Origin of the sequence: Lentzea albidocapillata, assembly GCF_000719115.1 — a bacterium.
Classification (GTDB): Bacteria; Actinomycetota; Actinomycetes; order Mycobacteriales; family Pseudonocardiaceae; genus Lentzea; species Lentzea albidocapillata.
On the sequence record NZ_JOEA01000014.1, the window covers coordinates 428962 to 450583 of the forward strand.

At 69.2% G+C, this 21622-nt stretch carries 19 protein-coding genes; 6 read left to right on the forward strand and 13 right to left on the reverse strand.

Translation table 11 applies throughout. The features are described from left to right. Window positions 1-6: 6 nt before the first annotated feature. From IG04_RS0123680 to IG04_RS0123690, 3 genes are read left to right on the forward strand one after another with little or no spacing between them, the layout of a single operon-like run. Window positions 7-1605 (forward strand): DUF4331 domain-containing protein, encoded by a 1599-nt coding sequence (locus IG04_RS0123680; protein ID WP_030478893.1) that lies wholly within the window; start codon window positions 7-9, stop codon window positions 1603-1605. After that, on the forward strand, window positions 1602-2903 hold the full coding sequence (locus IG04_RS0123685) for a tetratricopeptide repeat protein (protein ID WP_030478894.1): 1302 nt from the start codon (window positions 1602-1604) through the stop codon (window positions 2901-2903). The genes IG04_RS0123680 and IG04_RS0123685 overlap by 4 nt, the downstream gene beginning before the upstream one ends. Beyond that, the gene (locus tag IG04_RS0123690) at window positions 2900-4345 is read left to right on the forward strand and encodes a nickel/cobalt transporter (RefSeq protein WP_084401089.1); all 1446 of its coding nucleotides are present in this window, start codon (window positions 2900-2902) and stop codon (window positions 4343-4345) included. Before IG04_RS0123685 ends, IG04_RS0123690 begins: the two co-directional genes overlap by 4 nt. A gap of 65 nt (window positions 4346-4410) precedes the next feature. On the opposite strand, the gene IG04_RS44180 is transcribed toward IG04_RS0123690, so the two are convergent. Both IG04_RS44180 and IG04_RS0123700 read right to left on the reverse strand, forming a co-directional pair. Next, window positions 4411-5169 carry an anti-sigma factor family protein gene (locus IG04_RS44180; RefSeq protein WP_051770509.1) on the reverse strand — a complete coding sequence of 253 codons (759 nt, stop codon included), beginning with the start codon at window positions 5167-5169 and terminating at the stop codon, window positions 4411-4413. A 206-nt stretch (window positions 5170-5375) separates the two neighbouring features. Continuing rightward, window positions 5376-6125 (reverse strand): TetR/AcrR family transcriptional regulator, encoded by a 750-nt coding sequence (locus IG04_RS0123700; RefSeq protein ID WP_063758304.1) that lies wholly within the window; start codon window positions 6123-6125, stop codon window positions 5376-5378. A gap of 98 nt (window positions 6126-6223) precedes the next feature. Between IG04_RS0123700 and IG04_RS0123705 the strand changes: the two genes are divergently transcribed. Next, the gene (locus IG04_RS0123705; RefSeq protein ID WP_030478898.1) at window positions 6224-7168 is read left to right on the forward strand and encodes a daunorubicin resistance protein DrrA family ABC transporter ATP-binding protein; all 945 of its coding nucleotides are present in this window, start codon (window positions 6224-6226) and stop codon (window positions 7166-7168) included. Continuing rightward, on the forward strand, window positions 7165-7944 hold the full coding sequence (locus IG04_RS0123710; protein ID WP_030478899.1) for an ABC transporter permease: 780 nt from the start codon (window positions 7165-7167) through the stop codon (window positions 7942-7944). The genes IG04_RS0123705 and IG04_RS0123710 overlap by 4 nt, the downstream gene beginning before the upstream one ends. A 73-nt stretch (window positions 7945-8017) precedes the next feature. Here IG04_RS0123710 and IG04_RS0123715 read toward each other — a convergent pair whose 3' ends face one another. After that, window positions 8018-8764, reverse strand: coding sequence for a lipopolysaccharide core heptose(II) kinase RfaY (locus IG04_RS0123715; protein ID WP_159460447.1), 747 nt, complete (start codon window positions 8762-8764; stop codon window positions 8018-8020). Between the two features lie 102 nt (window positions 8765-8866). Between IG04_RS0123715 and IG04_RS0123720 the strand changes: the two genes are divergently transcribed. Next, window positions 8867-10381, forward strand: coding sequence for a M20/M25/M40 family metallo-hydrolase (locus tag IG04_RS0123720; protein WP_051770513.1), 1515 nt, complete (start codon window positions 8867-8869; stop codon window positions 10379-10381). On the opposite strand, the gene IG04_RS0123725 is transcribed toward IG04_RS0123720, so the two are convergent. The 10 genes from IG04_RS0123725 to IG04_RS0123770 form a co-directional block, all read right to left on the reverse strand. Continuing rightward, complete coding sequence (locus IG04_RS0123725; RefSeq protein ID WP_084401087.1) at window positions 10374-11780, reverse strand: carboxylesterase family protein; 1407 nt, start codon at window positions 11778-11780, stop codon at window positions 10374-10376. The genes IG04_RS0123720 and IG04_RS0123725 overlap by 8 nt on opposite strands. Before the next feature lie 33 nt (window positions 11781-11813). Beyond that, a complete protein-coding gene (locus tag IG04_RS0123730) occupies window positions 11814-12668 on the reverse strand; it encodes a bile acid:sodium symporter family protein (RefSeq protein ID WP_030478903.1) in 855 nt (284 codons plus the stop codon). A gap of 137 nt (window positions 12669-12805) precedes the next feature. After that, complete coding sequence (locus IG04_RS0123735) at window positions 12806-13822, reverse strand: MFS transporter (RefSeq protein ID WP_245816075.1); 1017 nt, start codon at window positions 13820-13822, stop codon at window positions 12806-12808. Window positions 13823-13976: 154 nt separating this feature from the next. After that, window positions 13977-15308 (reverse strand): cellulose binding domain-containing protein, encoded by a 1332-nt coding sequence (locus IG04_RS0123740; protein ID WP_030478905.1) that lies wholly within the window; start codon window positions 15306-15308, stop codon window positions 13977-13979. A 118-nt stretch (window positions 15309-15426) separates the two neighbouring features. Further along, window positions 15427-15735 (reverse strand): hypothetical protein, encoded by a 309-nt coding sequence (locus tag IG04_RS0123745; RefSeq protein WP_030478906.1) that lies wholly within the window; start codon window positions 15733-15735, stop codon window positions 15427-15429. Window positions 15736-15738: 3 nt separating this feature from the next. Continuing rightward, window positions 15739-16983: a choice-of-anchor P family protein gene (locus IG04_RS0123750; protein WP_030478907.1), complete on the reverse strand. Its 1245-nt coding sequence runs from the start codon at window positions 16981-16983 to the stop codon at window positions 15739-15741. After that, complete coding sequence (locus IG04_RS0123755) at window positions 16980-17633, reverse strand: ABC transporter ATP-binding protein (protein ID WP_211257799.1); 654 nt, start codon at window positions 17631-17633, stop codon at window positions 16980-16982. Before IG04_RS0123755 ends, IG04_RS0123750 begins: the two co-directional genes overlap by 4 nt. Before the next feature lie 14 nt (window positions 17634-17647). Then, entirely contained in the window at window positions 17648-18340 is a 693-nt protein-coding gene (locus IG04_RS0123760; protein ID WP_030478909.1) for an ABC transporter ATP-binding protein, read from the reverse strand. Continuing rightward, window positions 18337-20154, reverse strand: a complete 1818-nt coding sequence (locus IG04_RS0123765) for an ABC transporter permease (protein ID WP_051770517.1) — start codon at window positions 20152-20154, stop codon at window positions 18337-18339. The genes IG04_RS0123760 and IG04_RS0123765 overlap by 4 nt, the downstream gene beginning before the upstream one ends. Beyond that, window positions 20151-21545, reverse strand: coding sequence for an ABC transporter substrate-binding protein (locus tag IG04_RS0123770; RefSeq protein ID WP_084401086.1), 1395 nt, complete (start codon window positions 21543-21545; stop codon window positions 20151-20153). The genes IG04_RS0123765 and IG04_RS0123770 overlap by 4 nt, the downstream gene beginning before the upstream one ends. Between the last annotated feature and the right edge of the window lie 77 nt (window positions 21546-21622).

Sequence of the window (21622 nt, forward strand, 5' to 3'; positions counted from 1 at the left end):
CCACAGATGTCATCACCGCACGCCCTCAGCGGTCGGCGCGGCCAGGTGGCTGCGGCCGCGCTGGTGGCCGCCACACTGCTGAACGCGGCCATGTTCGGCGGTACCAACGCCACGGCGTCGTCTCACCGCGAGGCTCCGCTCATCGCGGGTGACCCGGCCGTGGACAACACGGACCTGTACGCGTTCGTGAGTCCCGACCACAAGGACACCGTGACGCTGGTCGGCAACTGGTCCGGGTTCCAGGAACCCAACGGTGGCCCCAACTTCTTCCCGTGGGCCGAGGACGCGCAGTACGACTTCAACGTCGACAGCGACGGCGACGCCAAACCCGACGTCACCCTGCGGTTCACCTTCCAGGACGACGACCGGCGCAAGAACAACACGTTCCTGTACGCCAACGGTGTCGTGGACTCGCTCGACGACGAGAACCTGCTGTTCCGGCAGCGCTACAACCTCGAGGCGATCTACCAGAACGGCCAGAAGGTCAAGCTGGTCAGCAACGCCCCGGTCGCGCCGTCCCCGAACGGCCCGGCGTCGATGCCGGACTTCAAGAAGCTGCGCGACCAGGCGATCACGCAGATCGCCGGTGGCGGCAAGGTCTACGTGGGCCCGTCGGAGGACGCGTTCTTCGCCGACCTGCGCGTGTTCGACCTGCTCTACGGCGGCAACCTGAGCGAGGTCGGCCAGGACACGCTGCGCGGCTACAACGTCAACACCATCGCGATCCAGCTGCCCAAGCAGGCGCTGGCCCTGCGCAACGACGCCCACCGCAACCCGAACATCGGCATCTGGAGCACCACGCAGCGCCGCACCCTGAAGCTCTCGCCCGGCAAGGCGGAGGCGGTCGGCGACTTCGTGCAGGTCTCCCGCCTGGGCAACCCGCTGGTGAACGAGGTCGTGGCCCCCGCGGGTCTCAAGGACGCGTTCAACGGCCTGCGCCCCGACCAGGACGCCGGCGTGAAGGAACTCGTCGACCGGGTCGTGAACCCGGAGCTGCCGAAGCTGATCGAGGCGATCTACAAGATCCCGGCGCCACAGGGTCAGCGCGACGACCTGGCCGAGATCTTCCTGACCGGCATCACCAAGAAGCTCGGCGCGCAGATCAACGCCGATCTGAACTCGCAGGTCAACAACGCGGACGTGGACGCGCGGCGGTTCCGCCCGTCCGAGATGCTGCGGCTGAACATGATGATCGAGCCGAACGCCAACCCGAACCGCCTGGGCCTGCTCGCGGGTGACACGCAGGGCTTCCCGAACGGCCGTCGGCTGACCGACGACGTGGTGGACATCGCGGTCCAGGCAATGGTGGGTGCGGCGGCGTCCGGCAAGCTCGTCGACGCACTGGCCACGGGTGACAAGGTCGACGCGAACGACCAGCCGTTCGAGGCGAACTTCCCGTACGTGGGCCTGCCCCGCAACGGCACCGCCGTCAACGCCTCGGGCACCACGGCCGAGGTCGCGGTCAACCCGGTCGGCCGGATCGGCAACATCGACCCGATGGCCATGACCACGGCGGTCGGTTCCGCGCTCGTGTTCGGCGCCGGCTTCCTGTTGTGGCGCAAGCGTCAGCAGCACATCCGCAAGTACGGGTCGCACTCGAAGTGAAGTACCAGCAACGGCAGGCCGTCGCGGTGGTTCTCCTGGTCACCGCGGCGCTTGCCTACCTCGCCGCCTCCGGTCCTGCCGACAGCAGGGCCGGGGGCGCGCCCCTTGAGCCCGTAGTTCCCGCCGTGGCGCAGCAGAACCAGATGCACAAGGTGGTACACCAGCTGCAGCAGCGGCTGCACGAGCTTCCGCAGGACAAGGACTCCTGGGCGCGGCTCGGTTCGTCCTATGTGGAACTGGCGAGGGTGACGGCCGACCCGGTCTACTACGCGAAGGCCGAAGGCGCACTGAAGAACGCGGGCGACACGGGTCCTGCCGCCATCGGCATGGGCACGCTGGCCAACGCCCGCCACGACTTCCACACGGCCCGTGACTGGGCCCTGAAGGCTGTTGCCGCACTGCCCGCCTCCGCGGAGGCGTACGGCGTGCTGGCGGACGCGTTGACGCAGCTCGGCGACGACGCGGGCGCGCAGGACGCGGTGCAGAAGATGCTGGACCTCAAACCGAACACGGCGTCGTTCGCCCGCGCTTCCTTCCACTTCGAACTCCACGGTGACGTCGAGGCCGCCCGCGACGCGATGCAGCGTGCGCTGAAGTCCTCCACGACACCCGAGGAGATCGCGTTCTGCCGTTACCGGCTGGGCGAACTCGCGTTCGACCACAACCGGCTGGATGTTGCCGCTGAGCACTACGAGCAGGGACTCGCGGCGAGAGGAGACGACATGACTCTCACTCAAGGCATGGCCAAGGTCGCGGCGGCACGGGGCGACGTCCCGGTGGCGCTGGAGTCGTACCGCAGGCTCGTGGCGCGCGCTCCCCTGCCCCAGTACCTGCAGGAGTACGCGGAACTGCTGGAAGCCGCCGGGAAGACCGCGGAGGCCGCCCAGCAGTACGCCGTGCTTTCCGAGCAGCAACGACTGATGGAGTCGCAGGGTGCTTCCGACGATCTGGCCGCGGCCCTCGTCGCCGCCGACCGCGGTGATGGCATGCAGGCGCTGCGCCGTGCGGAAAGCGAGTGGAGCCGCCGGCAGAGCGTCTTCGTCGCCGACGCCATGGCGTGGGCCCTGCACGTCAACGGAAGGGACGCGGAGGCGTTGAGCTACTCCGACCGCGCGGTGGCGCTGGGCTGGCAGAACGCCACGTTCTCCTACCACCGCGGCATGATCCTGGCCGCGCTCGGCCGGGTCGCCGAAGCGCAGGAGGCACTGGTGCAGGCACTCAGGCTGAACGCGAACTTCTCCCCGCTGCAGGCTCTGAAGGCGGGTCGCAAGCTCGCGGAGCTCCGAGGCGGCCGGTGAGCCTGTCCAGCTGGCTGGTGCGGCCCGTCCTGGTGGCGGCGTTGCTGCTCGCCGGCATCTTCTTCATCAACGGCGAGGCGTCCGCCCACCCGCTGGGCAACTTCAGCGTCAACCATTACCACGGGCTGCACCTGCACCCGGACCGGATCGACCTGCGGTCCGTGGTCGACGTGGCGGAGATCCCGACGCTGCAGGAGAACCTGAAGACCCGCGACGCGAAGCAGTGGTGCGACGAGGTCTCCAGGACCGATCGCTCCACTGTGGACGGTCGGCAGATCTCCTGGACGCTCTCCAGCTCCACCAAGGAACACCCCGTCGGCCAGGCTGACCTCCTCACCACCCGGCTGGTCTGCGAGTTCACCGCCAAGGTGGATCTCGACCGGCCGGCCAGGCTCGAGTTCCGCGACGAGTCGAACACCGACCGGGTCGGCTGGCGTGAGATCACCGCCGCCGGCAGCGGCATCCGGCTCACCGACTCGAAGGTGCCGACCGAGAGCATCAGCGACGAGCTGCGGACGTACCCGGAGGATCTGCTCAGCAGTCCGATGGACGTCCGTTCGGTCGTGTTCAGCGCCGAACCGGGCAGCGGGTCCGAGCCGAAGATCGCCACCGGCTCCCCCGTCCAGTCGTTGAGCGTCACGGCGGCCAGGCTCAACGACATCCTGGGCAGCGACGACCTCACGCCGTGGCTCGGGTTTTTGGCGTTGTTGCTGTCGTTGGTGCTCGGCGCCTCGCACGCCGCGTTGCCCGGTCACGGCAAGACGCTCATCGCCGCCTACCTGGCCGGACGACAGGGCACGCCGAAGGACGCGTTCATCGTCGGTGCGTCGGTCACGGCCACGCACACCGGTGGCGTGCTGGTCCTCGGCCTGATCATCAGCGCCTCCAGCGCGCTGGCCGGTGAACAGGTGCTGCGCTGGCTCGGACTGGTCAGCGGCGTGCTGATCGCGATGATCGGCGTGATGCTGCTGCGCTCGGCCCTGTCGACGACCCGCGAACCCGCACTCACCGGAGTCACGACGGGGCACGGACACGGCCATGGTCACGGTCATGGCCACGGACATGGGCACGGACATGGGCACGGGCACGGGCACGGGCACGGTCACGGGCACGGGCACGGGCACGGTCACGGCTACAGCCGCGCGAGCCTCGTCGGCATGGGCGCGGCCAACGGCCTGGTCCCCTCGCCGTCCGCGCTGGTGGTGCTGCTCGGCGCGATGGCCCTGGGCCGCACGTGGTTCGGCGTCCTGCTGGTACTGGGCTACGGCATCGGCATGGCCGGCACGCTCACCGCGGTCGGGCTGCTGCTCGTGAAGGCGCGCGATCGCGTCGAAAGAATCCTGGACGGCCGAGCCACCCGCCTGCTGTCGCATTACGCACCCGTCGGCACGGCCGCGACGGTCATCGTCGTCGGCGCCTGGCTGACATTGCAGGCCGTCTAATTACACCAATGTAAGTCGAAGGGCCCGGATTCAGATGAATCCGGGCCCTTCGTCTGTTTCCACCCTTACAGGTTCGCCACCACGAACTGCTTGCCCTCGGTGTTCTCGACCGCGATCGACTGCACCTGGTCCGACGGGACGCTCACCATGCCGCGTACCGTCGCGCCCTCGACCCTGCCCTTCTCGGACGAGGTCCACGCGAACGCCTCGGACTTCGTGCCGTCCTTGGCGATCACGACCAGCTTGCACTTCTGCAGGGCGGGCAGACCGTTGATCTTGGCCGTGACCAGGTACCGGCCCTGTGACGACGGTTCGATGCCCGCCACCAACCTGATCCCGCCCGTCGCCGTGGCCTCGCCCGAGCGAGGTCCGGCGATCGACGTCTGCGGCGCCTGGTTCTGCATGAACGCCGCGGCACCCCCGAACGCGACCACCGCGGCTACTGCCGCGGCGGCGAGATAGCCCGGCCAGCGCCGGGGCTTGGCGTGCAGCGGTTCGGGAAGGTCCTCCACCGGCTGCGGACTGGCTCTCGGGCGTGGGGCGGCCTCCCGCTGCTGCGGAATGGCCGACTCCTGCCTGATCTGCCGCAGCGTGCGCTGCAGCACCAGGTCCGACGGCATGGGCAGGTCGTCCTCGAGCTCGTGCAGAAATGCCTCACGAGGCACGTCGTCAAGTGCTGTTCGGATCCGATGGAAGTCGGCGACCTGCGCACGGCAGGACGGACAGCCCCGAAGGTGCTGCTCCACGCCAAGACTCTCGTGCGCGTCCAGAACGCCGAGCGCGTAGCAGCCAAGGGTGACCGCGTCGTGCGCGCCAGCTGTCATACGACCTCCTCGTCGTCCCGATTCGACCCCCGCGGCGAAACGGTGTCACAAGGAAAACGGGCAGATAGGAGTGGTCGGTTCAGCGTTCGAACGAGTTCATTCTGATTGCGCATAACAATGGCATTACGTAACCGCCCAACTACCCTTCCACCCCGCGCTGAGCTGCCCTTTTCACTCGATCGGACGACTCAAGGTGCGGTGATTGACTACAAGCACGCCTGTGGACGAACCAGCGGTCGTTCCTCGGACTCGATGAACACCGCGAGGCCGTCCAGGACCCGTGCGAGACCGAACTCGAACTCGTCGAGGAGGCGTTCGAAGCCGCCCGAGTTCCAGATGTGGGTCATCATCGGCAGCCGGTCCGGCGTGAAGTGCTCCCAGAGCGCCTCGTGGCCGTCCCACCAGTCCTCCTCGGACACGCCGGTCTCCCGTTCGGCCTGGACGCGGTCCGCCATCGTGCGGCCGACGCCGTCGACGAAGTGGGACACCGTCGTCACCACGGCGACGATCTCCTCGGACGCCAGCCCCAGCTCCGAGACAGCGGCGTAGGCCGCGTCCTGGCGCGTCATGGCGTGCGGGCCGGGCATCCGGCGCGAGGTCGTCAGCTGCAGCATCCACGGGTGCGCGCGGTACATCGCCCACACCTGCCGGGCGAAGAACTCCAGACCGGCACGCCACGGGCCCTTGGGCGTGGGCTCGGTCTCGCCCCACACCGCGTCGACCATCAGGTCCAGCAGCTCGGACTTGCCCGGCACGTGCCGGTAGAGCGACATCGCGGTGTTGCCCAGTGTCTCGGCGACCCGGCGCATGGTGAGCGCGTCGATGCCGTCGGCGTCGGCCACCTTGATGGCCGCCTCGACGACCCGCGACTGACTCAGCGCGGCCTTCGGTCCCCTGGTCGGCTCGGCCGGCGGCTCCCACAACAGGCGCACGCTCCGATCCCGATCGCTCTTCACCCAGCCCCCTTCACAAACCTGCTTGCTGTGAATCCTAGAACCGTGTACAACGTACACCCGGCGTACAAAGTAAGCAGTTAAGCCACGGGGGTGAAGTCGTGGGACACGCGGTACTCGCGGAAGGCCTGCGCAAGAGATTCGACAAGAACTGGGCGCTCGACGGGTTCGACCTGGCCGTGCCGACGGGGACGGTGTGCGGGCTGCTCGGCCCGAACGGCGCCGGCAAGACCACGGCGGTGCGGATCCTGGCCACCCTGCTGCGCCTGGACGGCGGCCGCGCCGAGGTCGCGGGCCACGACGTGGTGCGTGAGGCGCCGGCGGTGCGCCGGCAGGTGGCGTTGAACGGCCAGCAGTCCACGGTCGACGACGTGCTGACCGGCAAGGAGAACCTGGTGATGTGGGGACGGCTCTACCACCTCTCCAAGCGCCAGGCCGAGGCGCGGGCGGACGAGCTGCTGGAGCAGTTCGGGCTCACCGACGCGGCGGACAAGCGGGCCAAGCAGTACTCGGGCGGCATGCGGCGGCGCCTGGACCTGGCGTCGAGCTTCGTCATGCGGCCATCGGTGCTGTTCCTGGACGAACCGACGACCGGCCTCGACCCGCGCAACCGCGGTGAGGTCTGGCGGGAGGTGAAGCGGGTCGTCGCGGAGGGGACGACGGTGCTGCTGACCACGCAGTACCTCGACGAGGCCGACCAGCTCGCGGACCAGATCGTCGTGATGGACACCGGACGGGTCGCCGCGCAGGGCACGCCGGACCAGCTCAAGTCCAAGCTCGGCGGCGACCGGATCGAGGTCGTGGTCCGCAACGCCGACGAACTGCCGGTCGTGGCGGACGTGCTCGGCCCGGACGCCGAGGTGGACCCCGACACGTTCCGGGTGAGCGCGGCCGTCGCCGACCGGGTGGCGGCGCTGACGCGGGTGACGTCGGCACTGGCGGCACGCGGTGTCGAGGCCGAGGACATCGCGCTGCGGCGACCGACGCTGGACGACGTCTTCCTCGCCATCACCGGGCACAAGGCAGTCTCGGAGGTGCAGGCATGAGGTACGCGGTCGTCGACTCGTGGATCGTCGCCAAGCGGGACCTGATCCACTGGGTGCGCGAGCCCGTCAGGGTGTTCGCGAACCTCGCCTACCCGATCATCTCGGTGCTGATCTTCGGGCTGGTGTTCGGCAGCGCGATGAACGTCTTCGGCGGCGGCGACTACATCGAGTTCCTGCTGCCGGGCATGTTCGGCCAGACCATCGCGTTCGGTGTCGGCTCCACGCTGATGATGGTGTCGATGGACGCCGACCGGGGCGTCACGGACCGGTTCCGCGCCTCGCCGATGTCGCAGACCGGCGTCGTGGCCGGGCGCAGCATCGCGGACCTGGTGAACTCGTCGCTCGAACTGCTGGTGCTCGCTCTGTGCGGGCTGGTGATCGGCTGGTCGTTCCGCGACGGGCCGCTCAACGCGCTGCTGGCGTTCGCGCTGTTCCTGTGGCTGCGGTTCGCGCTGGTCTGGGTCGGCGTCTACATCGGCCTGCTGGTCAAGCCGGAGGCGGCGCAGGCGTCGTGGATGTTCCTGTTCCCGCTGACGATGTTCGCGAATACGTTCGTCTCGCCGGAACTGATGCCGGGCTGGCTGCGGGTGGTCGCGGAGTGGAACCCGCTGTCGTCGACCGTGGCGGCGGCGCGTGAGCTGTTCGGCAACCCCGGGGTCGGCGGCGACTCGTGGGCCGCGCAGAACTCGTTGCTACTCGCTGTGCTGTGGCCGGCGGTGTTCGTGGCGATCTTCTGGCCGCTCTCGGTGCTGAAGTACCGCAACCTGAGCCGATAGCGCGTTGCCCGCTAACCCTTGCCGGGTGAGTTCGCTGTCCAGACGGGTGCATCGTGGTGCCGACCCCCGCCCCTCATATTGGACATATGGGGGGCGGGGGTCGGTGCCGCGAGGCGCCCTGCTGGGCACCGAAATCGCCCGGCAAGGATTGCGGGCAGCGCGCTAGGTCTGTCCGGAACTGGTCGGCTAGCCACTGCGCGAGCAGTCGCCGCCAGTTCCGGACCCTGGCCAGCATCTCGGGCTTCAACGTCCGGTCGTTCTCCCACTCCTGCCAGTCCTCGCTCGCGAGCCAGCCGATGCACCCGGCGATCCGGTGCACGCGCAGCAGGTTCGGATCGGGCCGGGCGCCGTAACCGATCCAGAACGCCTGGGGCAGCACGGTTCCGTGCAGGTAGAGGTGTTCCTCGAACGCCGCGAGCTCGTCGAGCGGGTTGCCCAGGCCGGGGTTGTCCCAGTCGATCAGCGTCGCTGATCCCTCGCTGACGATGATGTTGTGGAGGTTCACGTCGTTGTGCAGCAGCCCGACCTCGTGGACCTTCGCGAACGCCTCGCCGATGCGCCGCCAGACCTCTTCGGACACCGGCAGCGCGTCCGCCAGCGTCCGGCCCTCCACGTACTCGACCAGCACGTCGCCCCGGCCGTTGTGCGCGAGGACCTCCGGCGCGCCGGGCACCACGAACTTCGGCAGGTCGCGCGCCACCTTGGGTTGCCGCAGCACGGCTCTGCGCCCGTCGGCCAGCGTCACGAGGTGCAGGACGTTGGTGAGGCCCTCCCCCTGCAGCGGCTCGACACGGATGGCGGTCTCCAGCAATCGGAACAAACACCCACCTCCAGTAGTGATCGGTGTAACACAAGGCACATCGGACAGATAAGGAATCTCGGGGGATGCATTCGGCGGCGAAGTACGCATGGAGGCATACCGATGGCTCAACGTCCACGGCGCTTGGCGCTGCTCGCGGTCCTGACACTGGTTCTACCACTGGCTGTGACCGGACAGGCACTCGCTGATCCCGACAACAACTCCCCTGCGAAGCTCACCAAGGCCGTGACGCTGGACGGTGTCCTGCGACATCTCGACGCGTTCCAGTCCATCGCGGACACCCACGGCGACCGCGCGGCCGGACGTCCTGGATACCAGGCGTCGGTGAACTACGTGGTCTCGCAACTGAGCGCGGCCGGCTACTCGCCCAGCGTGCAGGAGTTCGACTTCCCGTACGTGGAGGACAACTCACGGCTCGACCGCGTCGCGCCGGTCCCGCGGACCTTCCAGCGGGACAACGAGTTCACCCGCAACGGGTTCACGCCGACGTTCGAGGGAGACGTCACCGGCGTCATCCAGCCCGTCGACGTGATCGTCCCGCCCGCGCCCGTGCCGAACACGAGCAGCAGCGGGTGCGAGGCAGCCGACTTCGCCGGGTTCGCACCCGGCCGCGTCGCCATGCTGCAGCGCGGCACGTGCGGGTTCAGCGTCAAGGCGCTGAACGCGCAGGCCGCGGGTGCTGCCGCGGTCATCCTGTTCAACGAGGGTCAGCCCGGCCGCACCGGCCTGACCACACCGATCGGCGACACCCCCGGTCTCGCGATTCCCGTGGTGTTCGCGACCTACGCCGCCGCCGAGGAGCTCATCCTGCTCACGCCGGGCGCCACGGTGCGGGTGAAGGTCGACTTCACCGAGGAGACGCGCAAGGCGTGGAACGTGTTCGCCGAGTCCCGTGACGGCAACGCGAACAACGTCGTCATGGCCGGCGCGCACCTCGACAGCGTGCAGGACGGGCCGGGCATCAACGACAACGGCAGCGGCACGGCGGCGTTGCTGGAGACCGCGATCCACATGAAGAAGGTCAAGACCAACGCGAAGGTCCGCTTCGCCTGGTGGGGCGCCGAGGAGGAGGGCCTGCTCGGGTCCGAGCACTACATCGCCACGCTGCCGCAGGCCGACCAGGACAAGATCGCGCTGTACCTGAACTTCGACATGGTCGGCTCGCCGAACCACTTCTTCGGCATCTACGACGGTGACGACTCGAGCGGCACCGCTCCGGTGCCGATCCCGCCGGGGTCGGCGCAGATCGAGGACGTGTTCGAGAAGTTCTACGCCGACCGCGGCCTGCCGTCGGAGGACACGGACTTCTCCGGCCGCTCGGACTACGGGCCGTTCATCGCGGTCAACATCCCGGCCGGCGGCCTGTTCACCGGGGCCGAGGACGTGAAGACCGCCGAGCAGGCGGCACGGTACGGCGGCACCGCGGGCATCGCGTTCGACCCGTGCTACCACCAGCCGTGCGACACCAGGTCGAACCTGAACCTGACCGCCCTGGACGTCAACGCCGACGCGATCGCCACCGCGGTGATCACGTTCGCGTTCGACACCTCGACGGTGAACGGCGTGCGCGCGCCCGGCAAGTCGCACGGACGCGCGCCGCAGGGTTCTGCTAGCTAGCCCAGAGGTCGCACCGGTTGTCCACCGGTGCCACCTGCTCGGTCGCGAAGATCCGGACGTCCTGGCGTGACCAGCCGGGATGTCCGGTCTTCGCGAACCGGGTCCACGCCCGCACCATCTCGTCGGAGAGCTTCTGCTGCTTCCCGGCCGGCTCGACACCGGCGTACCGCAGCAGGAACGGCAGCTCCGAGCCGTGGTAGGCGCCGTACGGGAACTCCGGCATGCCCGGGAAGATCATCGGCGGCTCGGGTTCGGCGAACTCGTAGCCGAACGCCCGCGTCTGCGTGCGCAGCTCGGCGGTGGGGCAGACCGAGGTCATCGCCGAAAGCGCCGCGGAGAGCGGCACTCGTTCGTCGCCGCCGCGCGGCGGGTAGGCGGCCAGGATCCGCTGCGCCTTGGCCGCGCCGAAGCCTTCGACCAGCACCTGCTCGTACCCGGCGGCGTCCAGCGGCGGGTAGAACATCGCGGCGAACACCGAGAACTCGTCGCGCGCGGTGCCCGCGAGCACCGGGACCTTGTGGAAGCGGCCTTCGCGCACCGCCGTGATCGGGTTCTCCGGCAGGGCTTCCGTGCCGTAGGCGGGGGACGAGAACAGCGGCGTCAGCGCGTTCACCCGCTCGACCGGGAGCCGGCGCAGGCACGCGACGTCCGCACAGCCCGACGCTTGGGCACCGGCTCGTTCGACGTCTTCGCGCTTGGCCCAGATGTGCTGGACGTTGTTCTCGCCCGCCGGGAGGCCGAACTGGCACGGTCCACTTTGGATGATCGCCCGGTGGAACAGGCCGCGCGTCCGCGGCGTGGTCAGCTGCGCGCACGTCGACAGGCCACCCGCCGACGCCCCGAAGAGCGTGACGTTGTGCGGGTCGCCGCCGAACCGCCGGATGTTGCGCTGGACCCATTCGAGCGCGGCCTGCTGGTCGCGCAGGCCGAACGCGCCCGATCCGGCGAGTCCCGGGAAGCCGAAGTACCCGAACGCGCCGAGCCGGTAGTTGATCGTGACGACGACGGAACCGTTGCGCACCAGCTGGTCCACGCCGTAGTCGGCCCCGGCGCCGCTGGTGAAGCCGCCGCCGTGGATCCAGACCAGGACCGGGCGGTGCGCGGCTTTCACCGGCGTCGTGACGTTGAGGTACAGGCAGTCTTCGTCAGTCTCGCAACGAGGACCGGGCCTGTCGGCTTTCCGAACGCCCTGCCAGGGCTTCACGGGCTGCGGATCGCGCCAGCGGTTCTCCCCGGTCGGCGGCGCGGCGAACGGGACGCCCTGAAACGTTCGCTGGGCGTTGAGGATGGTTCCTGACACGAATCCGGTGTCAGTGCGGACGGTTCCCGCGGCGTGGGCGGGAACGGCGGTTGCGGCAACGAGTACGGCCGCCATCAAAAGGGTTGTGGTTGAACGCATGTCACGATCAACCTAACCCGTGCCGCAACCGCTTTAGACCACGGCTTTGTTCCGCGACAACAACCGTGCCGCCACCGCTGCCGGCAGGTACATCAGCACGCCGTACACGGCGGGCGGGATCGCCATCGTCTCGTCGTTGAGCACGGTCAGCGCCAGCGTGATCGCGATCGTGGCGTTGTGGATGCCGATCTCCATCGCGCTGGCGATCGCCTGCTTGCGCTCGACGTTGAACGCCTTGGGCACGTAGTAGCCGATCAGCAGGCTGAAGATGCTCAGCAGCAACGCCGCCGGGCCGAGCGTCCCGATGTTGTCGATCAGCTGCTGGTAGGCCTGCGCGATCGCGGCGATGATGACGAGCACCAGCACCACGACGGACGCGATGCGCACCGGGTCGTTCATCTTCAGCGCCCACGCCTCGAACCTGCGCCGCACCAGCATGCCGATCGCCACCGGCACCAGCACGATCGCGAAGACCTGCACGAACTTCGCGGGCTGCAGCCCGACCTCGGCGTTGTCCGCCATGAAGTGCGCCATGCTCAGGCCGACCACCAGCGGCAGGGTGAACACCGCGAGCACCGAGTTGATCGCGGTGAGCGTGATGTTGAGCGCGACGTCACCGCCGGCGAGGTGGCTGAAGAGGTTCGCCGACGTGCCGCCCGGCGACGCGACGAGCAGCATCATGCCGACCGCGAGCACGCCCTTGAGCCCGAACGCGAGCACCAGGCCGAGGCAGATCGCGGGCAGGACGATCACCTGGCAGGTGAGTGCGATGACCGCGGCCTTGGGGTACTTCGCGACCCTGGCGAAGTCCGCGACCGTGAGGGTGAGACCGAGTCCGAACATCACCAGGCCCAGTGCCAGCGGCAGGAAGATCTGTACGACTAGCACGGTGGCCTCCGCGGGTGTCCAGCTTGTCCAGTGTGATCTGTTCGGAAGATCCTGGCGTTACGCCCGGGCTGATGGAATAGGCCAAGTGGACGCCTCGCGGTGGAACCGTCTGAGCTCCCGGCCGCAGGCTGCGCGCCTCACCGGCGCCGGATCACCAGCGCCACCACCAGGACCATCACGCCGATCGCCACCGCAGATCCGAGCACCCACAGTGCGTAGACCGCGAACGCCACGAACTCCGCCCCGATCGCGGCCACGGACGTGACCGTCGCGCGGGAATCAGACTCGATCCGGTGCTGGAGCTCGGTCTCCACGTGCACCAGCACGAACCGGTACAGGCCGTAGAACAGTCCCAACAGGATGATCGCGAGCGGCACGGCCAGCAGCGCCGCCACGATCAGCAACGCACCCGAGGCGAACAGCACCCAGCAGCGGTTCGGCAACCGGCCGGCGAGCGAGGCACCGGCGGCGCCCATCAGCGGCACGCCGATCGTCGCCATCGGCACCCACACCGTCGGCACACTCCAGTCCTGCGCCAGCAGCGTGAAGTACTCCTCGAACGCGTCGATCGCGTACACCAGAGCCACCGCGAGCACGGCACGTTTGATCGGCACGGACGCGCGCAGGCCGGTCGTCAGCGTCGCGAGGTACCCGAGTTCGTCGTCGTCCTCGTCGTCGCGTTCGGGTTCCGGGAACCGCGACGCGATCACCGACGACGCGAGGCACATCGCGACCGACATCCAGCCGGCCAGCTCGTAGCCACCGAACGAGAACAACGCCGTGGCGATGACCGCGACCGGGACCTGAGCGATCAGCTCGATGGTGTCGACGCGGGCGTTGAGCCGTCCGTACCGGTCCTCGTCGCCGTTGGCCGCCAGCCCGTCGTAGAGCAGGGCTTCGAAGGCACCGGACTGCAGCGTGCCGCCCAGGCCCCACAGCACGAAGCCGGCCGCGAATCCCCAGAACGACGGGAACAGCACCCAGGCCGCGTACCCGAAGGCTTGCAGCACACCGGAAGCGACCAGGCAGCCTCGCCGCGAGAAGCGGTCCGCGAGCGCACCCGACGGCACCTCGAACACGACCGAGGTCAGCGACCAGATCGCGAGCAGCACCGAGATGGAGGCGTCCGACAGCCCGCTGTCGGCGAAGAGCAACGCGTACAGCGCGTAGATCGGGATGAGGTGCGAGCACCACGCCCACGCCGTCGCGGTTCGGGATAGATCAGTTGAAGATCAATGTCGTCGTCGCATGGGACAAGACTAGGCCGCCAGCGCCACCGAATAAATGGCGCTGACGGCCTGTAGTCGCCTAGAAACCGGCGGTGATCTTAGTGAACGCCAGCTCGGATTGCTGGATGCCGGAGCAGCTCGCGGACACCTGGCCGTCGCAGCCACCGCGGTCGCGGTTGACCGACCAGAAGGCCAGTCGCCCGAGGCCGTTGGACTTCGACCAGTCGCGGATCGCGGTCCAGTCGTCGACCGTGGTCAGCTCGCGCTGGTCCGACAGGCCGTTCATGCCCGAGATGCCGACGTGCTTGAACGCCTCGGCGTCGCTCCAGCCGAAGGTCGACTTGAGCTTGTTCTTCAGCCCCGTGGCCGCGTTGATGGTGTCGGTGCGGATGTTGGAGCTGCCGAAGTCGAACGGCATGATCGTGAACACGTCGATGTTCGCGTTCAGCGCCTTGGCCTGGTCGATCAGCCGGGCACCGTAGAAGTTCGGGCCGGTGGTCGAGGTGCCGAAGGTGACGATCGTCTGGATGCCCGGGTTGTTCTGCTTGACGATCCGCAGGGCGGTGATGATCCGGTCGGCCACGACGGTGTTCTCGAACTCGTCGGTGTTCTCGATGTCGATGTCGATGGCCTTGAGCCCGTAGGCGTCGATGACCTGCTGGTACGCGCCGGCCAGTGCCTCGGGGGTCGAGCAGTTCGGGCCGAGCTTGTTGCCGCTCCAGCCACCGAACGACGGCACGATGTCACCGCCGGCCGCGCGGATGGCGTTGATCGCCTGCTGGTCGGCGCCACCGGTCAGCGGACGCTGGCCGTCCCACGACGGGGTGCACCCGCCGCTGGACAAAATGAACGCGAGAGTGAACCACTTGACGCCGGTCTGGCTCATGACCTGCGTGGCGCTCTGCGGGTTGCCCCAGCCCAGGTACAGGTAGGGCGCGCCACGGCCGGTGCCCGGCAACGGCGGGTTCGACGTGGTGGTCGTGGTGGTCGTGGTCGTCGTCGGCGGGTTGCCGGTGCCGTCGCACGAACCACCGTTGACCTTGCAGCCGGACGGGCTCGCGCCGGAGCCCTTGACGGTGAAGCCGAAGCTCACCGAGCCGCCGACGGGCACGCTGCCGTTCCAGGTGTTGCGGACGGTGATGTTCTGACCGTTCGCCCCGTAGCTGCCGTCCCACAGCGACGCGATCGACTGCCCGCTCGGCAGCGTGAACTCGACGGTCCACGACGTGAGCGCGGACCCGCCGCTGTTGGAGATCGTGTACTTGGCCTCGTAACCGCTGCCCCAGTCCGAGGTCTTGGTGAACGCCGCCGTCACGCCCGGCGCGCCACTCGCGGGCGCGGCGACAACGCCTCCGACCACGGTGGCTATCGCCAGACCGAGGGTCAGGATCTGCCAGCGAAATTTCTTCATGGTGCTCCATTCACGCGCAGGGGGTACGTGATGGCAGGCACATTAACTGGTCTAAACCACCTGTTCAAGGGGATGAACCGGACATCGTTCGCCCTCGTCAGAGTGCACGAGAACGCTCTCACCGCACGCTGGATCGTTCCTCGGCGCGCTCCTCCAGCAGTTGCAGCAGGGCGTAGGCGGTCTGCCGCTGCTCCTCCACGAGCTTCGTCAGCCACGATCCGAAGTAGAGGAACCCGCCGACGCCGATCAGCCCGACACCCAGGATGCCGCCCGACACCACGTACGGGATCTGCTCGAACGTGTAGCCGGTGTGCGCGACGCCCCACCAGGCGAAGAGGATCGCCGCGATCCCCGCCGTCATCAGCATCGTGCCCACGAGCCCGAGTCCGCTGCGCATCCGTGCGCGGCGCCGGTCCTGGATCGTCATCGCTCACCCGTTGCGGAGGTCGGGGACACCGGTCGGGTGTCCGGAGGGACAGGGGGCGCCGCCCAGCAGGAAGGTGCCGAACGACTTCATGCCGAACGCTCCCGCCGCGGCGACCCCGAGACCGGTGAGCACCAGCAGTGCCGGTACGCCGGGGAAGTCGAGCAGCGAACGGGGTTTGGCGCGGGCCGACGCGACCGGTGTGACCGTCCTGGGCGGCGTCACGCCCGCGACCGGAGGCGCGCCCAGTGCCGGTGGCGGGATATCGGCGGCGGGCGGTACCACCGGCACGACCGGGGCCGGCACGTCAGGCGGTGTCAGAGACGTTGAGGCGGAAGCGTTTGCGACGGCCTCGGTGTCGCCGACGACCACCACCATCTTGCGTAGCGGGTTGAGCAGCGGCACGAGTTCCTTGGGCAGCAACGGAGCCAGGACGCCGTCCAGGATCCCGCCGAGGCCGAGCTTGGTGCGCAGCGCCAGCACGTCGACGGTCAGAGTGAGGCCGCTGCTGGAGGACGTCGCCGCCGTGCCTTCGAGCTTCGTCGCGGCCGTGGGCCAGGTGAGGGTGATGCCCAGCGGTTCCAACGCCTTCAGCAGTCCGTCCGGTGGCGCGTCCGGGGCCTTGACCGGGAACTTCTGGCCCAGCACGGCGAACTCGGCGATCGAGAACGTGCTCGTGCCGCTCCCCTTGCTGCCGTCGCTCACGGCGACGGACTCGAACTTCACGCCCGACAGCACGACCAGGCCCGCCAGCAGTGAGATCGTCTGCGCGGACGTGACGGCGGTCGAGCGGGCCTCGGACGCGCCGGCCGAACTGACACTGCTCGACGACAGCCCGTCGGCGGTCAGCAGGAACGGCACCTCCTGCTTCGCGCCCGCGTAGGACTCGGCCTTCGCGGCTCCGGCAGCGGCCTTCATGCCCGGCTTCGACTCGTCCGCCGGGCCGCCGGGGTGCGCCGCGTTGGCCTGCACCGGGTAGGCGAAGCCGAGCAGCTGCGGCAGGCCGGTGCCGACGGCCGCGCCCGGCCACAGCGAGCTGGCGACCGACCGGCCGATCGGGCCGGAGCCCAGTTCCGTCTGCGTGTAGGAGAGGTGCACCTCGCCCTGCGGTTCGGCCGGCACCGGGATCAGGTCGGTGTGCAGCAGCACGGACACAGGCGCGGCGTGGGCGGTCAGCGTGAACCCGCCGATGTCCGCCTTCGCGGGTGCCGGGAACAGCAGGAGGAGCAGCAGGACGAGCGCGTACCTCATGACGTCCCTCCGAAGTAGACGGTGGCCAGGTCGCTCCCGGCGGAGATCTCGCCGTGCGTCATCACGACGACCTGGTCGGCGACGGCCGAGGCGGTCTCGGCGAACTGCTCGACGATCAGCATCGTCACGCCGGACCGCGCCAGCTCCCCCACCACCTCGTACAGCTCGGCGACGATCACCGGGGCGAGGCCCATCGAGAGTTCGTCGATCACGAGCACGGCCGGGTCGGTGATCAACGCGCGGGAGAACGCGAGCATCTGCTGCTCGCCGCCGGACATCGAGCCCGCGAGCTGCCGGTGGCGCGCCTTGAGCTTCGGAAAACGTTGGTAGACCAGCTCGGCATCCCCGCGCATCAGCCTCAGGTTCTCCGCCACGGTCAGGTTCGGGAAGATCGCGCGGCCTTCCGGGATCGTGCACAGGCCGGCGCGGGCGAGTTCGTCGGGCGGGGCGTCGTTGACGTGCACCCCACCCAGATGGACGTGGCCGGCGGTGGCCCTGATCTGTCCACTGAGGACTTTGACCAGCGTGGACTTGCCCGCGCCGTTCGGGCCGAGCAACGCGGTGACGGTGCCGCGCGGCACGTTCAGCGACACCCCGCGCAGCACCTCGATCCGGCCGTAGCCGGCGTGGACGTCACTGAGTTCGATCATTTTGGCGAGGTCGATCATCCGAGGTACGCCTCCCGGACACCTTCGTGCGCACGGACGACGTCGGGCGTGCCGGAGACCAGCAGCCGTCCCAGGTTCAGCACGTGCACGTGGTCGCAGTAGCCCATCACGAGGTCCATGTCGTGCTCGACCAGCACGACCGAGCGGCCCTCCGCGCTCAGTTGCCGCAGCAGCTCACCGAACGCGTCGGTCTCCGCCCGGTCGAGGCCGGACGACGGTTCGTCGAGCAGCAGGAGGCTTGGGTCGGTGGCCAGTGCGCGAGCCAGTTCCAGCAGGCGCGCGGCGCCGGTCGGGACGGTGTCGGCCTGGTTGCCCGCGAACTCCGCGATCCCGACCCGTTCCAGCAGTTCCCTGGCCAGCTTCGCGGGCCTGCGGCGGCTTTCCAGCGCCACCACGACGTTCTCCCAGACCGTCAGCGACCCGAAGACCTCCAGCCGCTGGAACGTCCGCGCGACGCCCAGCCTCGACCGCTGGTGCGGCCCCTTGGTGGTGATGTCCTCGTCGTCGAGCAGCACCCGTCCGGCCGTCGGCTTGCGCAGCCCGCTGATCACGTCGAACAACGTCGTCTTGCCCGCGCCGTTGGGCCCGATCAGCCCGGTGACGCCGGGTTCGACGGTCAGGGACACGTCGCCGACCGCGGTCACCTCGCCGAAGCGGACCGTCACGCCCTCCACCCGCAACGTGCTCATGCGCGCCGCCAGGACCAGGCCCGGAAGCCCCAGCCGGCCAGCCCGTTGGGCTCGCGCGCGAGCCCGGCCGCCGCCACCCCGAGCAGCACGACCGCCACTCCCGCGAACGCCGGGAAACCGCTCTGCAGTACGGGGAGCAGCATCAGCAGCACCCCGCCGAGCAGCGCGCCGGACACCGACGTCACGCCCGCGATCACCGCGAACAGCAGCAGCGGCAGGTTGTTGAACAGCTGGAAGTCGCTCGCCGCGACGGTCTCCCGCAGCTGGGCGAACAGCCCGCCCGCCAGGCCCGCGATCGCCGCAGACAGGGAGAACACCCAGACCCGGATCCAGCGCACGTTCAGCCCGAGAGTCGCGCACGCCGCAGAGCTGTCCTTGACCGCGATCATCCGCCGCCCGAGCCGTCCGCGCCGGACGGCCAGCACGCCGACTCCGACCAGGACGAAGACGGCCGCGCACAGCAGCAGCTGAGCGGTCGCCGACTCGACGAGCTTCGGCACCTGCAGACTGCCCCGCACGCCGAACGCGATCGGTGACTGCAGCACGAGCTTGTCCATGAGCTGCGCGAACCCCAGCGTCGCCAGCGCCAGGTACAGCCCGCTGACCCGCAGTGCCGTCAACGCGATCAACGCCCCGACCGCCGCCGCGACTGCGGCCCCGATCAGCAACGTCACGGGCGACGGACTGCCGAGCCGCGCCACCGTCACCGCGCCCACGCCGACGAACGTGAACTGCCCCAGCGACACCACACCGCCGTACCCGGTGAGCAGCACCATCGACAGCAGCACGATCCCGAACACCAGTGCCAGCGCGAGTTGCCCGGCCACCACCGAGTCCACCAGCAACGCCAGCACGACGACCACACCCGCGAACAGCCCGGCGCCCACACCGGTCGTCAGCGCGTTCGGCACGGCCACTCCGCGCGATCCCCGGACACCGCCGATCCGCAGCGGCGACTGCGGCATCGCGAGCAGCACCACGAACAGCAGCAGGGCCGGAATCGCCGCCCGGAAGGAGATCCAGAACGGCGACGACGGCAGGTACGCCACCGCGTACGACTGCACCAGCCCGAGCCCGAGCGCGCCGGCGAACGTCCACGGCAGACTCCGCAACCGTCCCACCAGCGCGGCCGTGTACGCGGTGATCACGAGCAACGTCATCGTCACGTAGTCGAGCTGCACGACCGGCGTGAGCAGGATCCCGCCCAGCGCCGCCAGCGCCGACCCGATCGCCCAGCTCAGCGCCGACAACCTGGTCGGCCGCGTCCCGTAGAGCGCGGCCAGTTCCGGCGCGTCGACACAGGCCCGCATCGCGAGCCCGGTCCGCGTCCGGTTCAGCAGCACGTACAGCCCACCGGCGACGAGCACCGCGCAGGCCAGCGTCACCAGGTCGTGCCCGCTGACGAAGGACTGTCCGATGTGGACGCCGAGCTGGTCGAGGAACGGCCGCACCGGACGCGCCTGCGGCGGCCAGACCACCTGCGCCACCCCGATCAGCCCGACCAGCAACCCGACGCCGGCGACCAGCGTGATCCCGACCGGCGCACCCGCGAGCCGCCGCATGACGAACCGCTCGACCACCAGCCCGAACAGCGGCGCGCACACACCGACCACGAGCAGCAGCGCGAGCCACTGGGGCAGGCCGCGGTTCTCGGCGAGTTCCCAGTAGAGGAACGCCATGACCATGCCGATCGCGCCGTGGCCGACGTTGAAGACCTTGGAGGTGCTGTAGGTCAGCACGAGGCCGCCGGCGACTACGGCGTACGCGCCGCCCGTGACGAGGCCGAAGATGGTGTAGGCGAGGAGAGCCGTCATCCGCCCACCCCCGTGTCGATCAACGACCCGCACGAGTACCCCGAAGCCGGCGCCAACCGGCTCCACGTCCCGCCCTTCAACCGCACCAGCGTCATGCAGGCCGAAGTCCGTTTCCCTCCCACGTCCTGCGGCGCGACCATGCCCTCGGCGGTGAAGTCGTGCACCCCGCGCACCGCCTCGATCATCGCCTTGCGGGTGAGCTGCGGCCCGACCTTCGCCGCCGTGGTCACGAACAACCGGGCCGCCGCCCAGGCGAACATCCCGAAGTACGAGGGCGCGGCACCGGGCGCCACCCGCCCCAGCCACTGCTTGTACAGCGCCACCTGGGCGTTCGCCTCCTCGAACAGGGCGCCGTTCGTGTAGACCACGGTCCCGTCGACCGCCGCGCCGCCCTGCTTGATGTACTGCGGGTCGTACGCGGACGGGTCCGTGATGAACGCCTCCGGCGTGTACCCCTGCTGCCGCATGGCCTGCTGCAACCGCACCGCGTACTGCGCCGAGCCGATCCAGTACACGATCTTGGTGCCGGTCTCCTTCAGCTTCGCCACGTACGGCGCGTAGTTGACGTCGGTGATGTCGATGGCCTGCGAGTAGACGAACTTGATCCCGCGTGCCTCGGCCGCCTTCTGCATGCTGCGCGCGTTCTGCGCGCTCGCGTCGGCGTTGAGGTAGAGGTAGGCCGCGGCACCGATGCCGCCGGGGAAGCTCGACTTGACCAGGTCCGGTCCGGCCGACGACACGAGGTTCACGACGTTCGACGCCACACCGAAGCTCACGGGCGTGCGCTGGCGTTGTGCGGTGACGGTCGAGGCCCGCAGGTCGGGTATTCCGCAGCCGGCAGCCGCGGGTCCGCCGCCCTGGTCGAACGCCGACATCGAGCCGACCAGCGCGAAAGCCTGTTCGCAGGCCTGGGAGGTGGCCTGCTGGTCGCCTCCGCTGTCGGTGCGGGAGTCGAACGAGACGAGCTTGAGCTTGCGCCCGCACACCGAGCCCTGGGTGGCGTTGAAGTACTCGACGAACGCCTTGGTGGCCTGCTGGGCCGACTGGAAGAGGCCGGGCACCGGGCCGCTGATGTCGGAGATGTTGGCGATCGTGATCTCGCCGGCCGTGACGCCCTTGTCCGTGGCGCCGCCGGTGCCCTGGCAGCCGCCCGCGATGCTGCCGGGCGGGTTGGGCTTCTTGTCGGGCTGCTGCGGGTTCGCGGCGCCCGGCTGCTCCGCGGTGCCCTCGGGCACCGCGGCGTCCTCGCCGGTCACCGCACCGTCCTGGGTGCCGGCCGACCCTCCCTGCGGCACGACGAGTGCCGCCCGTTGCTCGTCGGTGAGCCTGCTTCCGCATCCGGCGAGCAACGCGCAGATCGTCAGTGCGATCAGTGCGGTCCTGCGACGCATGCGCACTGACGCTAGGGCTCTGCATCAATCCAGGTCTACGCATCTTCTAGAACGCGTTCTACATGCAAACAATCGTC

Excerpts from the sequence above, each read along its gene's own strand:
- IG04_RS0123680 (WP_030478893.1), top strand. The coding sequence starts at position 7 with ATGTCATCACCGCACGCCCTCAGCGGTCGGCGCGGCCAGGTGGCTGCG.
- IG04_RS44180 (WP_051770509.1), bottom strand. The coding sequence starts at position 5,169 with ATGACAGCTGGCGCGCACGACGCGGTCACCCTTGGCTGCTACGCGCTC.
- IG04_RS0123710 (WP_030478899.1), top strand. The coding sequence starts at position 7,165 with ATGAGGTACGCGGTCGTCGACTCGTGGATCGTCGCCAAGCGGGACCTG.
- IG04_RS0123720 (WP_051770513.1), top strand. The coding sequence starts at position 8,867 with ATGGCTCAACGTCCACGGCGCTTGGCGCTGCTCGCGGTCCTGACACTG.
- IG04_RS0123725 (WP_084401087.1), bottom strand. The coding sequence starts at position 11,780 with ATGCGTTCAACCACAACCCTTTTGATGGCGGCCGTACTCGTTGCCGCA.
- IG04_RS0123740 (WP_030478905.1), bottom strand. The coding sequence starts at position 15,308 with ATGAAGAAATTTCGCTGGCAGATCCTGACCCTCGGTCTGGCGATAGCC.
- IG04_RS0123745 (WP_030478906.1), bottom strand. The coding sequence starts at position 15,735 with ATGACGATCCAGGACCGGCGCCGCGCACGGATGCGCAGCGGACTCGGG.
- IG04_RS0123750 (WP_030478907.1), bottom strand. The coding sequence starts at position 16,983 with ATGAGGTACGCGCTCGTCCTGCTGCTCCTCCTGCTGTTCCCGGCACCC.
- IG04_RS0123755 (WP_211257799.1), bottom strand. The coding sequence starts at position 17,633 with ATGATCGAACTCAGTGACGTCCACGCCGGCTACGGCCGGATCGAGGTG.
- IG04_RS0123760 (WP_030478909.1), bottom strand. The coding sequence starts at position 18,340 with ATGAGCACGTTGCGGGTGGAGGGCGTGACGGTCCGCTTCGGCGAGGTG.
- IG04_RS0123765 (WP_051770517.1), bottom strand. The coding sequence starts at position 20,154 with ATGACGGCTCTCCTCGCCTACACCATCTTCGGCCTCGTCACGGGCGGC.
- IG04_RS0123770 (WP_084401086.1), bottom strand. The coding sequence starts at position 21,545 with ATGCGTCGCAGGACCGCACTGATCGCACTGACGATCTGCGCGTTGCTC.